The 12,944-nt window shown below is 33.3% G+C and carries 16 protein-coding genes and 1 tRNA gene; 5 read left to right on the top strand and 12 right to left on the bottom strand.

Going from position 1 to position 12,944, the window contains the following annotated elements; genetic code table 11:
• Window positions 1-144: 144 nt before the first annotated feature.
• Window positions 145-825 carry an SCO family protein gene (locus DFQ05_RS07320; protein WP_132704741.1) on the bottom strand — a complete coding sequence of 227 codons (681 nt, stop codon included), beginning with the start codon at window positions 823-825 and terminating at the stop codon, window positions 145-147.
• Between the two features lie 192 nt (window positions 826-1,017).
• Between DFQ05_RS07320 and rseP the strand changes: the two genes are divergently transcribed.
• Together rseP and DFQ05_RS07310 are read left to right on the top strand one after the other, a co-directional pair.
• The gene (gene rseP / locus DFQ05_RS07315) at window positions 1,018-2,361 is read left to right on the top strand and encodes an RIP metalloprotease RseP (RefSeq protein WP_132705105.1); all 1,344 of its coding nucleotides are present in this window, start codon (window positions 1,018-1,020) and stop codon (window positions 2,359-2,361) included.
• 97 nt (window positions 2,362-2,458) lie between these two features.
• Window positions 2,459-2,532: transfer RNA gene (locus DFQ05_RS07310), tRNA-Asn, on the top strand.
• A gap of 322 nt (window positions 2,533-2,854) precedes the next feature.
• Here DFQ05_RS07310 and DFQ05_RS07305 read toward each other — a convergent pair.
• Window positions 2,855-3,817: an L-threonine 3-dehydrogenase gene (locus DFQ05_RS07305; RefSeq protein ID WP_132704740.1), complete on the bottom strand. Its 963-nt coding sequence runs from the start codon at window positions 3,815-3,817 to the stop codon at window positions 2,855-2,857.
• 179 nt (window positions 3,818-3,996) lie between these two features.
• Between DFQ05_RS07305 and DFQ05_RS07300 the strand changes: the two genes are divergently transcribed.
• Window positions 3,997-4,530 carry a hypothetical protein gene (locus tag DFQ05_RS07300; protein WP_132704739.1) on the top strand — a complete coding sequence of 178 codons (534 nt, stop codon included), beginning with the start codon at window positions 3,997-3,999 and terminating at the stop codon, window positions 4,528-4,530.
• 71 nt (window positions 4,531-4,601) lie between these two features.
• Here DFQ05_RS07300 and DFQ05_RS07295 read toward each other — a convergent pair whose 3' ends face one another.
• Entirely contained in the window at window positions 4,602-5,294 is a 693-nt protein-coding gene (locus tag DFQ05_RS07295; RefSeq protein ID WP_132704738.1) for a hypothetical protein, read from the bottom strand.
• A 69-nt stretch (window positions 5,295-5,363) separates the two neighbouring features.
• Window positions 5,364-6,176, bottom strand: a complete 813-nt coding sequence (locus DFQ05_RS07290) for an NAD-dependent epimerase/dehydratase family protein (protein ID WP_132704737.1) — start codon at window positions 6,174-6,176, stop codon at window positions 5,364-5,366.
• 103 nt (window positions 6,177-6,279) lie between these two features.
• Between DFQ05_RS07290 and DFQ05_RS07285 the strand changes: the two genes are divergently transcribed.
• A complete protein-coding gene (locus DFQ05_RS07285; protein WP_132704736.1) occupies window positions 6,280-6,762 on the top strand; it encodes a CBS domain-containing protein in 483 nt (160 codons plus the stop codon).
• Here DFQ05_RS07285 and DFQ05_RS07280 read toward each other — a convergent pair.
• Both DFQ05_RS07280 and DFQ05_RS07275 read right to left on the bottom strand, forming a co-directional pair.
• Window positions 6,759-7,109: a hypothetical protein gene (locus DFQ05_RS07280; RefSeq protein WP_132704735.1), complete on the bottom strand. Its 351-nt coding sequence runs from the start codon at window positions 7,107-7,109 to the stop codon at window positions 6,759-6,761. The two genes, DFQ05_RS07285 and DFQ05_RS07280, sit on opposite strands and share 4 nt — an antisense overlap.
• Window positions 7,102-7,608, bottom strand: a complete 507-nt coding sequence (locus DFQ05_RS07275; RefSeq protein ID WP_241974246.1) for a GNAT family N-acetyltransferase — start codon at window positions 7,606-7,608, stop codon at window positions 7,102-7,104. The genes DFQ05_RS07280 and DFQ05_RS07275 overlap by 8 nt, the downstream gene beginning before the upstream one ends.
• A 253-nt stretch (window positions 7,609-7,861) precedes the next feature.
• On the opposite strand from DFQ05_RS07275, the gene DFQ05_RS07270 reads away from it, so the two are divergent.
• Window positions 7,862-8,194, top strand: coding sequence for a single-stranded DNA-binding protein (locus DFQ05_RS07270; RefSeq protein ID WP_132704733.1), 333 nt, complete (start codon window positions 7,862-7,864; stop codon window positions 8,192-8,194).
• Window positions 8,195-8,263: 69 nt separating this feature from the next.
• On the opposite strand, the gene DFQ05_RS07265 is transcribed toward DFQ05_RS07270, so the two are convergent.
• The 6 genes from DFQ05_RS07265 to DFQ05_RS07240 all read right to left on the bottom strand — a co-directional run bounded on the left by DFQ05_RS07265 (window position 8,264) and on the right by DFQ05_RS07240 (window position 12,832).
• Window positions 8,264-9,631 (bottom strand): T9SS type A sorting domain-containing protein, encoded by a 1,368-nt coding sequence (locus DFQ05_RS07265; protein WP_158281897.1) that lies wholly within the window; start codon window positions 9,629-9,631, stop codon window positions 8,264-8,266.
• Window positions 9,632-9,754: 123 nt separating this feature from the next.
• Complete coding sequence (locus DFQ05_RS07260) at window positions 9,755-10,159, bottom strand: cupredoxin domain-containing protein (RefSeq protein WP_132704731.1); 405 nt, start codon at window positions 10,157-10,159, stop codon at window positions 9,755-9,757.
• 30 nt (window positions 10,160-10,189) lie between these two features.
• On the bottom strand, window positions 10,190-10,738 hold the full coding sequence (locus DFQ05_RS07255) for a carboxymuconolactone decarboxylase family protein (protein WP_132704730.1): 549 nt from the start codon (window positions 10,736-10,738) through the stop codon (window positions 10,190-10,192).
• 386 nt (window positions 10,739-11,124) lie between these two features.
• Window positions 11,125-11,967, bottom strand: a complete 843-nt coding sequence (locus DFQ05_RS07250) for a helix-turn-helix domain-containing protein (RefSeq protein ID WP_132704729.1) — start codon at window positions 11,965-11,967, stop codon at window positions 11,125-11,127.
• A 77-nt stretch (window positions 11,968-12,044) separates the two neighbouring features.
• Window positions 12,045-12,224, bottom strand: coding sequence for a hypothetical protein (locus tag DFQ05_RS07245; protein ID WP_132704728.1), 180 nt, complete (start codon window positions 12,222-12,224; stop codon window positions 12,045-12,047).
• Between the two features lie 86 nt (window positions 12,225-12,310).
• Window positions 12,311-12,832, bottom strand: a complete 522-nt coding sequence (locus DFQ05_RS07240) for a ferritin (protein ID WP_132704727.1) — start codon at window positions 12,830-12,832, stop codon at window positions 12,311-12,313.
• Between the last annotated feature and the right edge of the window lie 112 nt (window positions 12,833-12,944).

The following is a 12,944-nucleotide window of genomic DNA, read 5'->3' as shown; positions in this document are numbered from 1 at the left end:
AGACCGACTTTCGTCGGCATAAATTTAACCATCGATTTTTGTAAGTGTAACGCAACAAAAATCGGGTTTCATTTATTTAGATTAATTTTAAAGAAGCAAAAATAAGTGAAAATATTTAGTGTAAGATATCAGCTTCACACATTTTTAAGAACCACCGAAAGATTTAAGCGTTTTAATATCATCAAGAAGTCTATCGATGTCTTCAGGATTGGTACCATCATAGAAGCCACGAATTTGTCGTTTTTTATCAATAAGTAAGAAATTCTCAGTGTGTATCATATCGTAAACATCGCCATTACCTTCAGTTTTTACGGCTAAATAGCTTTTTCTAGCGAGGTCGTAAATCTGTTTTTTATCGCCAGTAACAAGATTCCACTTACGGTCTATAACGCCTTTCTTTTCGGCATAGGCCTTAAGAACAGGAACGCTATCTTTTACTGGTGTTACGGAATGTGAAAGTAGCATCACATCGTCATCGCTAATTATTTCTTTTTGTATCTGATACATGTGGTCTGTCATGATCGGACAAATGGTTTGGCACGTTGTAAAAAAGAAATCTGCCACATAGATTTTGTCCTTATAATCGTCTTGGGTAATGGTTTCGCCATTTTGGTTAATTAAACTAAAGTCTGCTATAGTGTGGTATTTAGAGACATGACGAATGCTTTCGTCTACCATTTCTTCGTTAACACGTTCTGGATTCCAAATAGGGAGAGGCTTTTTTTGGTTAAGAACATTGTAGATTATTCCAATAATAACAATGCATAAAACCGAAAAGAAAACTCCGAACTTTTTGTAATCTTTAAAGAATGTAGTTAGAGACATAATATTGACCAAATTTAAGTTTTGCAAAGATACATCTCAATCAAATTTTATTCATGATTTTTGTCAGCATTTAACGTTTGAATACCAGATTACTACAGAAGCTGTTAAAAAACTCTTTAATAGAAAGTCAATAATTTTCTAAATCTCTTTAAAAGATTACTTTTGTCAATCGAAATTTTTGAAAAAGACTACATGGAGTTTGTAATTAAAATATCTCAATTTTTACTTAGTTTATCCTTGCTTATAGTATTGCATGAGTTGGGACACTTTATACCAGCTAAATTATTTAAAACCAAGGTGGAGAAATTCTATCTTTTTTTTGATGTGAAGTTTTCACTCTTCAAAAAGAAAATAGGCGAAACGGTTTACGGAATTGGTTGGTTGCCTTTAGGCGGTTATGTAAAAATCGCCGGGATGATTGATGAAAGTATGGACAAAGAGCAAATGGCTTTGCCACCAAAACCATGGGAGTTCCGTTCTAAACCGGCGTGGCAGCGATTAATCATCATGTTAGGTGGAGTTACGGTAAACTTTATTTTGGCTTATGTAATTTATGTGGGTATCTCATTTGTATATGGAGATAAAGATTACACATTAGACGGATTTAAAGATGGGTATTGGATAGATGCCCCTATAATGAATGAATTAGGGTTTAGAACCGGAGACAAGGTATTAAAAGTCAATGGAGAAAGTGTTACAACGCATTCCGAGGTTACAAGAAGTCTAATTACAGCGCAAAGTTTTACAATCGATAGAGATGGTATCGAAAAGAAAATAGATTTACCAGAGGACTTTTTAGGTCAATTATCGACCCGAAAAGCTAAATCTAGTTTATTTAAAAAGCGTTTTCCGTTTATAGTTGCCGAAGTTGAAGATACGCTTCAGAATAGAAATGTTGATTTAATTAAAGGCGACGTTCTTTTATCTATTAACGGAGAACAACTTAAATATTACGATCAGATTGATGAAGGCTTAAGCCAGTTTAAAAATCAAAACGTTAACGCAACGTTTCTAAGAGGCGATAAAGAAATTACACGCGAAATAAAAATAAGTGATGACGGTAAAATGGGTATTTATCCGTTAATATCTGAAGACAGATTTGAGGAATTGGGATATATGGATATCACTAGAAGAGATTATACCTTTTTTGAGAGTTTTGGTGGAGGATTAAATAAATTTAAAGAAGAAGTTATTGGGTATTTTGATCAGTTAGGCGCCATATTTAACCCAAAAACAGGAGCTTATAAAGGTTTGGGTGGCTTTAAGGCCATCTACGATGTATTTCCTGAGTTTTGGAGTTGGGAGGCCTTTTGGAAACTAACAGCCTTCCTTTCCATTATGTTAGCCATTCTTAATTTATTGCCAATTCCTGCATTAGATGGAGGTCACGTTATGTTTTTATTATACGAGATGATTTCTGGTCGCAAACCGAGCGAAAAGTTTTTAGAGCGCGCGCAAATTATTGGATTCTTTATCTTAATTGCACTAGTTTTATTTGCAAACGGAAACGACATTTTTAAAGCCATAACGAACTAATAATTTTGAAGAAAAAAATCTTCAAAAAAAAATGGTTTAGGTTGTTGTAAATGAAAAAATACTATATATTTGCGCTCGCTAAAAGCGAAAAACATCTTCCTCAGTAGCTCAGTTGGTTAGAGCATCTGACTGTTAATCAGAGGGTCACTGGTTCGAGCCCAGTCTGAGGAGCAATAAAAGTTCAACAGCAATGTTGGACTTTTTTTGTGGAATAAATTGTACGATAAGTGAAGCATTGAGATAAGCTGAAAATTATTATTGTCTAAGCTTAATCCAAGGCGGAAAAGAAGAAAAAGGCTGTCCGAAAAGTAAGTGTTGCTGTCATTTCGACTAAAAAGGAGAAATCTAATTGTTTGATAATGAATAAACTATATTTTTCGACTGCCTGCTTAGCGTCAAGGCTGGCGCCCAAAATGATAATTATAAACACTTTTCAGACAGCCTCTTTTGTTTTAGTATGTGTTGTTAGGTTTAATTTGTTTAATTCAAACGCTTAAAAATCAACTTTACAAACTTGTTTCTCCAAGTTTTCAATCATTTCTTGAGTCATTTTATCAAGATCAAAATCATGCTGCCAGCCCCAATCTTTTCTTGCTGTACTATCATCTATAGATGAGGGCCAACTGTCTGCGATAGCTTGTCTAAAGTCGGGCTTATAGGTAATTGTAAAATCTGGAATATGTTTCTGAATACTTTCAAATACCTCTTTTGGTGTAAATGAAATTGCAGCTAAATTATACGCAGAACGAATGTTAATTTTTTCAGCTGGTGCCTTCATTAAATCTGTAGTTGCTTTTATCGCATCTTCCATAAACATCATTGGTAGCATTGTGTCTTCAGAAAGGAAACACTCATAAGTACCTTCTTTTATGGCTTTATGATAAATTTCTACAGCATAATCTGTTGTCCCACCACCAGGCATAGCTTTGTGACTTATAATGCCTGGATAGCGAATACTTCGTACATCGACACCGTATTTTTTATGATAATATTCGCACCAACGCTCACCTACTTGTTTAGTAATCCCATAAACTGTTGTTGGCTCGCAAATGGTATGCTGTGGTGTATTTTCTTTTGGTGTTGTAGGTCCAAAAACTGCGATGCTGCTAGGCCAAAACACCTTTTTTAAGGCGCCACCTTTGGCGAGATTAAGGACGTGAAAAAGTGAATTCATGTTTAAATCCCAGGCTTCCATCGGATACTTTTCTCCAGTAGCACTTAAAAGAGCCGCCATAAGATATACAGTGTCGATATTGTAATTTTTACAACAATCTTTTATGGCATTAAAATTTTTAGCATCTATGATTTCAAAAGGGCCAGAGTTAACTAAGTCTAAATTTCTTGTGTTAATATCGCTGGCAATCACGTTATCTACACCGTAGAGTTCTCTTAATTTCGTTGTAAGCTCGGTACCAATTTGGCCACATGCACCTATGATTAAAATCTTTGAAGACATATTCGTTTTGATAATTTCAACAAAAATAACAAGAATCGACACTGTGATTTTAAAAAATAATCATAAAAAGTAGAATATATTAAGAATCTGATAATTAGGATTTTTAAGGCATAAATTGAATACGGTAAAATAAATGGTATAATATTCAGTTTATTTACCTTTACCGTGAAATGTTTTGTATGATGAATATCAAATATCTTTTTATACTACTGGGCTTGTTTGTTTTAATGGCATGCGGAGACAAAATGGAGGCTAATCAAAATCCCGACTCAGAAAAGAAATCGTCTAAAAAAGAGATTTCTGTTGGTGCCATAGAGCACTTTAAATATAACGATTACATACTTAGTTCTGATGCAGAAAGAGAAGTGCGCGAGTGGCCAAGATTTCAAGAACTAGAAACACAAATATCTTTTCTAAAAAAAGCAGACGTAACGTTTTTTACAGCAGAAAAAGATACATTAAAAGCGTTTATGGATAGTCTAAGAGTGAGCGTTCCAAAAATTATTAATACAACGCCTGTTAACGCTAGAATTACAGCATTAGAGACAAAACTACTTAAACTTAATAACGATTTAACTTTAGATAATTACTCGGCTGAAAATAAGCTATCTAGTATAAAGGATTTATTGATTGCCAATTCTAATCTCATTTTTGTAATTAATAAGAAACTAGAGTTTGACAAAAACGATGTTGGTCGCCCTGAGGATGAGTAGATAATATTTAGTTTATAAAAAATCCCGCTGACATGTCAGCGGGATTTTTTTATTTGTCTTAATAGCCTAGTTTAATTTTTAGGAGCTGCTTTTTTAGCTTCTAAGGCTTCGCGAGTACGTTTTGCCATATTAAAGTTAGGGTCAATTGTTAGAGCTTCGTTTACTAACTTTAAAGATGCGTCTATATTTGTTTCTTGATTCTCTTTAAATAATGCCAATCCTTTTAGATAAAGAAATGCTGCCTTTAATGAGGTTTCATATGGACGCTGTGTTTCGTAAAATGCACGTTTCATATCGTCTTTTACATTAGCCAAACCATATTCTATCTTAGTCTTTGCAGCTGCATCTTGGTTATCTTGCATCATTAAATCTGCTAACTCATAGGCTAAAGGGGCACTTGGATTTCTATTGAATAAAACTTCGTAATGCTCTATAGCTCTCTTAATTTCATTTAAATTTTTAAGTGATACAGCCTTTACCTCTACATTTAAGTCCGAGTCAGAGGCATTCTTTTCAATACCTACTACGTTTAATGCTTGTAAGTAACGACCTTCCGTTAAGTAAAGATAGGCTAAGGTATCTCTTCTTGCTTGTGATGGTGCAAGTACCTCTAGGTGAGTCATAGCGTTAACGATGCCTTGCACATCACCTTGTTGTTTCATTTGTTTGTAAAAAGCTTCGTAATGTGCTTTTAGGTCTGCATTACCTTGAGCAAAACTAAGTGCTGAAATTAGCATTACTACTGCGATTGTAATCTTCTTCATTATTAATAAATTTAGTGCGCCAAATCTATGAAAATTAATACTAAATGCTCTTAAAAACTTATTAATTTCCTAGGGGCTAGTTTGGTACTCGTATTTCAAGAGTTGTGCCAAAAGGGAACCATCGATTATTTTTCCTTTGGAAGTATTGCCAGTTTGAAACTTTGGCAATTGTAAGTTATGCTTTTGGCAATAGTTAGTATAATATTCTTTTTTCGTGGGATGATAGGGGAAAGATGCATTTAGCGTTGCATCCCAAAATTGTTTTTCTATTATAGATTGAATAATCCCAATACAATCGTCTTTATGAATAAGATTAACAGGTGCTTCAGGATTTTGAATATCTTCTCTGCCTGAGAGTATTTTGCCTGGATGACGATTTGCATCAAACAAGCCAGAAAATCGTAATATAGTTGTTTTGAAGTTAGTATTCTCTTTCAGAGATTTTTCAATTTCTATAAGTTGTTTTGCTGATTTCAATGTGCCATTTGGTGGTGTTTGTTCTGTAATAGTAGGGAACGGGAAGGCGTCTGCATAAACCGAAGTGGAGCTTACATAAAGAACATACTTTACAGTACTTTTTTCTACGTAAGACATTAGCTGAGCTATTTCTGCTACATGATTTTTATTAGGATTTTTTCTTATTCCAGGTGGAATATTAATAATTAAGACTTCAGAATCTTTTAGGAATTCTTCAATATTTCCTTTTATATTCGATTCGTTGAGTTCAATTAGAAACGGAGAAATTCCGATATTTTCTAAATTTGAAAGTTTAATTCTGCTAGTAGTAGAACCTTTTACCAAATAGTTTAAAGAAACTAACTGTTTTGCTAACGGAAGTCCCAGCCAACCGCAGCCGATAACACTAATGGAGTTATTTTTCAAATTATAGCGCTTTATACAATACAAATATAAGAGGATAGGGTTACTTTTTGTTTAACTCGTTAATTTTAAGTAACTTTAGTATTCATCATAAATTACAGAGGTCATGGGTATAAAAAGTTTTCAAGGTGCGCGTAAGCAGCAAAATAATACTACGGTCGACAAAACTCTAAGAGTTAAAGATTACATGACTACAAATCTTATAACCTTTAAGCCGAATCAAAAGATACATTCTGTTGTAGAAGCCATTATAAAAAATAAAATCTCTGGTGGCCCAGTAGTTAATGAGAAAAATGAGCTTGTAGGTATAATATCTGAAGGCGATTGCTTAAAACAATTAAGTGAAAGCCGTTATTATAATATGCCGTTAGAAGAAGATTTGGTCGAAAAGCGGATGATAAGAAATGTGGAAACCATTGATGGTAATATGGATATTTTTGATGCAGCAAATAAGTTTTTAAATTCAAAAATTAGACGTTTTCCAATTGTCGAAAATGGAAAACTTGTTGGGCAGATAAGTCAAAAAGATATCCTTAAGGCGGCGCTTCAGCTTAAATCCGAAAACTGGAATAGTACTACAAAAGGTTAATCGTTGCGTTTTACCAAAGCATAAAAATCGCCATCTAGCGGCAAATAGCCTTGGTCGTATACAAAGTAGTATACGGTGCCTGCTTTTGTGGTATAAATACTTGTAAAATATTTAAAATCGAATCCTTTTTCTACTAACTTAGCTCTTGAGGTTTTGGTCTTTTTATCAGGGTTCAATTCTTCTAGAATCCTGTAGTTTTTTCTTAATCTATTATTGGTATTCCGGATAAGGTTTTTAGAGTCTTTGTTTATACGATTGTTATAAGCATTTCTGCAACCGTCACTACAGAATTTCTTATCAATCCTGCCAATTATTTTATCACCACATTCTGGACAAGCTTTACTCATAATTTTTGTTTTTAATACTATACCATCTTAAAGTACTTCCGTCTGTATGTTTAAAATCTTCTACGTAGTTTAATCCAATTTTAAGTAGCGCTTTGTGAGAGGCTACATTATCTATTTCTGTAATTCCATATATAGTTTCGATATTTAGAATATTGAAGCCATAATCTACCGAAGCTTTTCCAGCTTCTGTTGCATAACCTTTATTCCAATACTTAGGTATTAGTCTGTAACCCACATCATAGAAATTGGTATGGTCGTTAAAGGTATAATCGTCGATAAATCGTAAACCAGACCAACCAATAAAATTACCGCTTTCTTTTTCTAAAATTGCTAATCTGCATATACTGTGACTCTCATATTTTTGGATGCAATCTTCGATATATTTTTCGGATTCTGCTTTTTCTTTTACAGGTTTTTTTCCTAAAAATTCATGCACAATTGGGTTGGAGTCTAACTTAAAAAGAGCATCAGTGTCATCTAACTTAAATTCTCTTAGAATAAGTCTAGGCGTTTCAATATGGATTGGTTTTCTTTCGATTCTTTCAGATTTTAAAAGGGTTAAGCTGCCATTGCAATATACTAATTATTCGTTTACAAATGACTACAAATATTTACAAACGAATTTAAATACGTAATAACCGAATAAAATTTGCTTGCCGTAAGATATTTGCACTGTCGAAACATAAGAACTCGATAGTATTAACTGTTTAACCTGTCTCGCCGACAAGGCGGACATTAAAATTTTAGAACACATGAACACATTAAGAAACAAAGTACAGTTGATTGGTAACTTAGGAAACGACCCAGAAATTGTAAACTTAGAATCGGGCAAAACATTAGCTAAATTTTCAATCGCTACAAATGAAAGTTACAAAAACGCTCAAGGCGAAAAAGTAACAGATACGCAATGGCACAACATTGTAGCTTGGGGAAAAACAGCACAGATTGTAGAAAAGTATATAGGCAAAGGAAAAGAAGTTGCTATAGAAGGTAAACTAACTACTCGAAGCTGGGAGGACAAAGACGGTATAAAAAGGTATACGACAGAAGTTGTCTGTAGCGAATTATTAATGCTTGGAAAATAATAAAGTAAAATTAGTTTAATAAAAAAGGGGAACTTTATGTTCCCCTTTTTTATTTTAGAAATAATATAATTATTGTTTTATAATTTTTTTGGTAATTCTTAAGTCAGAACTTTTGCTTTCTATAGTCAAGAAAAACAGACCTTTTTCCAAACCACTTAAATTATTTATTGTAATTTCACTACCGCTACTTACTTTATCATTTACAACAATGCGACCGTTAATATCGATGATAGAAATATTAAATTCTTGGTTGGAAAGTTGAGTTGATAAATTAATGGTTAAGCTTTCTCTAAAAGGATTGGGACTAATTTTTATATCTTCTAGTGCAAAATCATTTGTACTTAATGATTGACATCTTTCCCATCCCATATCTTCCATAAAAGCGAGGGTTATAGGCCCTGGGTCATGTATAGCCTCTGCAGGAGCTGCAAACGGAGTCATTAACGCATTAGGAGTATTATTAAATTCAACTTCGTCCCAGTGACTATAACTTGAGCCGGGATTAAAGGTGCCAGGAGCATAGGTTCTTGCAGCTTCACCATATTCTTGTACTACTGATGGACTAAAACATGATAATGTACTATTAGCACCACCTCTGAAGGCATTAAATAATGTGGTAGAGGGGTCTGCAAATTCGTTTTCATCAATTACAGGTTCATTGGTAATTGGGAAACCAGGGGCTCTCGCCTGGATGAATGTATCCCATATACTAACATGGTTCGAACTTGCAGATATTGTAAAACCACTTGCATCGCGTCTAATACGGCCTTGACCTGTTGGATTTTCTATACCAAAACCCGCTACTCCAAGACCATGTCCTAATTCGTGTAAAACTACAGTTACAAAATCAAATTGACCAGAAGGAGTATTACCATCAGTACCAAAATACCAATCAGATCTATTAGAGTTAAAATTACAATTAATATCTATGGATTCACCACTAATGCCGTCACCATCAACACCAGTCAACTTTTCGTATAGTGCAGCAGGATACAATACCTGTGCGTTAGGATTTGTTAAGCCAGGGACTTCCCTGTAATATGCGGGACTTGCAGAACCTAAATTTGATGAGTTAGCCGCAGGAGCAAATGTAGCATTAACTCTTATGGGCACATTAGAAGCCAACAAGTTCTCCCAAATATCTACAGCAAATTGAAATGCATCTCTTTCTGGGCTACCAAGAGGAAAACCAGAATAATTAACAATAAAAGTGGAACAACTTGTTCTTTCAGAAGTATTATTCATTCGTTCTTTAACAAATTCGGGTCTCGGAATAAAAATTTTATTGTCAATATCGGTTGTTTTAGGCATTTCACAAACAGGACCATTTATTGAAATCCTAGAGCTATCGGTTGTATCTAATTCTTGAGAATGTCCTAGAAAATTAAAAAGACATACTAACAAAAAAAGTGCCTTTTTTATGTAATTTCTTTTCATAATTATTGAATCTACTTTTTTTAGGGCATAAAAATAGCGAAACACTAACATTTTTAATTCTGATTTAACAAAAAAAAGGAGGGATATTATAGAAAACACCTCCTTTTTTGTGTTTACCGACAATTATTTTACCACCAAGGTATACTGAGGTGTTTTATTTAGCGGACAAAAATATACATATTCGCCTTTTGCTAGTTTTGTAGTATTAGATGTTTCTGTCTTTCCTTCTTTTACAACGTTAGTAACATAAGCTGTTTGTATATGGTTCTCTGGGTTGCTTGCATCTTTACCTTTTGGTACTAAAACAAATCCAACATCGGTACCAGCGTTCTTATTTGCGATTTCAAAAATATATGACCCTTCTTTTAAGGTTAATGACTTCTGTGTAAAAACGCCTTCAGTTTGTTCTAAAGAAATCGTTTTCACGGTATCATCATTCATCATGGCGTCTTTTTGCATTTGGTCTTGTGCATTTGATATGGTTACAAATACTAAAGCAATAACTAGGATTGAAATGATTTTTTTCATGTTTTTTGTGTTTTTGATTTATATAATTAATTAGGCGATTTCTAATTCTAAAGGCTGAGCTACAGGGAAATCAACGGGGACTTTTGTAGTACTATGGATATAGTTAGAAATGGTTTTGTCTCCTACTAAAGAAATAGTATCGATTAGATTTGCTTTTGTATAACCTGCATTAAAAAAGTTTTTCAATACAGCCTCATCTGTATTTCCGCGATTTTCAGTAATGTTTTTAGCTAGTTTAGCTAAAGCGTCTAATTTGTTATTAACGGAAGAATAGCCAGCTCTTAATTCTAATATTTGCTCATCTGTAAATCCATTCATTTTTCCTATTGCAGTATGTGCAGATAAACAATAGATACAATTATTTACTTGGCTAACAGCAAGGTTAACCACTTCTTTTTCTTTTGCAGAAAGTGATGTTTTTGCATTTGCAAAATTGAGGTAATTTTCTAATGCGGTATCGCTATTAGCGTAAGTAGCATATAGATTAGGAACAAAACCTAAGGCTTTTGTTAAATTGTCGAAAATTACTTGATTGTTTTCGCTTACGTCTTCTCTTGTTGGTACATTAAATGTGCTCATAATAGTATTTTATTTGTTATTAATTATTTTTTTCTGAAACGATTTTCAGTTATAAAATTTGTTGGTACAAAGGTGAATCGATTCCTCTTTCTATAGAATGTAAATTCTTCCTATTGAGTTGTCAATAATTCCCTATCTATTTTTGACTAATAAATGGCTGCTCGGAATCGCAATAGTAATCGTGAATAAATTTGTGCTCGCAATGAGAACTAGGACTTATTGTATTTACGATTCTTTTTGGTGTGTTTCTAAATATTCCTATAAGATTAAATAGAGATTTGTGTGTGTTTTTCATCTTTTTTATTGTTTTAGTATTACAATGCAAAGATGCGAGATAGCGAGAGCTTAAAGAATGAAGAAATTACCCTAATACTTATCAATTTTTCCTAATAACCCTTTTTTAGTTGCTTTTTAAACTCTGATGGCGATTGTGAAGTATGTTTTTTGAATAATCTGCTTAGATGTGAAGCGTCATCAAAACCAATTTCGTAAGCAATTTCTTTTGCAGGCTTATCTGTGTAAATAAGAAGGCGTTTTGCTTCTAAAATAATACGTTCATGAATTATTTGAAGCGGACTCTGATTGAGTTTTGCAAAGGTATTAGATAAGGTTTTGGGAGATTTATGGAGCTTATCTGCGTAAAAACCTACACTATGTTCATTTCTAAAATGTTGTTCTACCAAAAAATTAAATGAGCGTAATAAATCTACTTTTGAGCTTTTTGGAGTTTCTAAAACACCGTTTTTTTCTTTTAATAAACGTGTACTTTTAATAATAAAACGAGCCATAAGCATTCTAAGCATTTCGGCCTGTATAGTATCCTTTGTTTCTAGCTCATCAATAAAAACCTCGTGCAGCAAATTAAATTTATGTTGTTCTGTTGAATTTAGTGCGAATGTTGGGATATTAGAGTTTCCAAAAAATAATATACCAACACAACTTACTTCTTGATCATGGTCCTTGATGCAATAAAATTCTCTATTAAATTGATAGACTGTGGCTTTGGCAAGATGTGTGACTTGTAAATACTGAATTGGTGTTAATGCCAATATCGTATGTGGCATTAAAGTAAACGGAACTCCATCTATAACTAACTCAATTAATTGGCCTTTACTCCAGATAAATGTGTAAAGTTGGGTTTGTTTAGGAGAGGAAAAAGATACTAATGCGGTCTCATCACTGACATTAAGTAGGGCATTGGTAGAGAATTCTTTGAATTGATACTGCATTTGCACTTAGTCTATATAACGACTCTAAAATTACAAATTACAGAATGTAAAACTATCATAGCAAAAAAAGCAGCTGTTTAGGCCACTTTTTTAAGTAAATCAAAACAAGGACACTTCTTACAACGTTTGTGTTCTGCTTTTTTATATTTCTTACAGCATTTAGATTTTACTTTACCCAATGTTTCTATTCCAGAGGTTTCAAGTATCTTAATACGTTCTTTTTTTAGTTTTTTACTTTCCTTTTTCTTTTTGCCCATTCCTAATAGGTCTCAATCAGAGTTGTACTTCTTTAAAGATGGTGCAAAATTAATTATTTAAATTTAATCTAAATAAACTTTAACATTTAAGCGCCTGGTTCTGGTGCTGCAGAACTCACAACGGTTAATTGCTGAATATCTCTATCAAACAGATATAAGCCGCCTTTGTCATCGCCAATCATATTTATTTTGTCAAGTATAGTTCTGGCCGTAGCTTCTTCTTCAATTTGTTCTGCTACATACCATTGCAAAAAGTTATGTGTTGCATAGTCTTTCTCTTGAAGTGAAATATGCACCAATTCATTAATACTTTCCGAAACAAAGATTTCGTGTTCTAAAAGTTTTTCAAACATTTGCTTAAAAGAATCGAATGACACGTTTGGCGCGGCAAGTTCGCTAACATGTGCGTGTCCACCACGTTCGTTTACAAACTTTACGAGCTTAAGCATATGCTCGCGTTCTTCGTTGGATTGGTCGTACATAAAATTAGAAATGCCTTCTAATCCTTTTACTTCTGCCCAAACCGCCATTGCTAAATAGACTTGTGAGGATTCTGCCTCGATTCTTATTTGTTTATTCAGTGCGGATTCTATAGTTTTTGATAGCATAGCTTGTGTTTTTATCAAAGATAAGCAGATAAAAATTGAAATAAAATAAATGTATTGTAAAGTAAATACTTTTGATATCAATTCATATTCAATCTAATTTTACTTTAGTATT

It is taken from the genome of Winogradskyella wandonensis, assembly GCF_004346845.1.
In the GTDB taxonomy this organism is placed as follows: domain Bacteria; phylum Bacteroidota; class Bacteroidia; order Flavobacteriales; family Flavobacteriaceae; genus Winogradskyella; species Winogradskyella wandonensis.
Note: the sequence above shows the minus strand (reverse complement) of the source record. Positions and strands in the feature narration are given on the sequence as shown.

Excerpts from the sequence above, each read along its gene's own strand:
- DFQ05_RS07320 (WP_132704741.1), bottom strand. The coding sequence starts at position 825 with ATGTCTCTAACTACATTCTTTAAAGATTACAAAAAGTTCGGAGTTTTC.
- rseP (WP_132705105.1), top strand. The coding sequence starts at position 1,018 with ATGGAGTTTGTAATTAAAATATCTCAATTTTTACTTAGTTTATCCTTG.
- DFQ05_RS07305 (WP_132704740.1), bottom strand. The coding sequence starts at position 3,817 with ATGTCTTCAAAGATTTTAATCATAGGTGCATGTGGCCAAATTGGTACC.
- DFQ05_RS07300 (WP_132704739.1), top strand. The coding sequence starts at position 3,997 with ATGATGAATATCAAATATCTTTTTATACTACTGGGCTTGTTTGTTTTA.
- DFQ05_RS07295 (WP_132704738.1), bottom strand. The coding sequence starts at position 5,294 with ATGAAGAAGATTACAATCGCAGTAGTAATGCTAATTTCAGCACTTAGT.
- DFQ05_RS07285 (WP_132704736.1), top strand. The coding sequence starts at position 6,280 with ATGGGTATAAAAAGTTTTCAAGGTGCGCGTAAGCAGCAAAATAATACT.
- DFQ05_RS07280 (WP_132704735.1), bottom strand. The coding sequence starts at position 7,109 with ATGAGTAAAGCTTGTCCAGAATGTGGTGATAAAATAATTGGCAGGATT.
- DFQ05_RS07270 (WP_132704733.1), top strand. The coding sequence starts at position 7,862 with ATGAACACATTAAGAAACAAAGTACAGTTGATTGGTAACTTAGGAAAC.
- DFQ05_RS07265 (WP_158281897.1), bottom strand. The coding sequence starts at position 9,631 with ATGAAAAGAAATTACATAAAAAAGGCACTTTTTTTGTTAGTATGTCTT.
- DFQ05_RS07260 (WP_132704731.1), bottom strand. The coding sequence starts at position 10,159 with ATGAAAAAAATCATTTCAATCCTAGTTATTGCTTTAGTATTTGTAACC.
- DFQ05_RS07255 (WP_132704730.1), bottom strand. The coding sequence starts at position 10,738 with ATGAGCACATTTAATGTACCAACAAGAGAAGACGTAAGCGAAAACAAT.
- DFQ05_RS07250 (WP_132704729.1), bottom strand. The coding sequence starts at position 11,967 with ATGCAGTATCAATTCAAAGAATTCTCTACCAATGCCCTACTTAATGTC.
- DFQ05_RS07245 (WP_132704728.1), bottom strand. The coding sequence starts at position 12,224 with ATGGGCAAAAAGAAAAAGGAAAGTAAAAAACTAAAAAAAGAACGTATT.
- DFQ05_RS07240 (WP_132704727.1), bottom strand. The coding sequence starts at position 12,832 with ATGCTATCAAAAACTATAGAATCCGCACTGAATAAACAAATAAGAATC.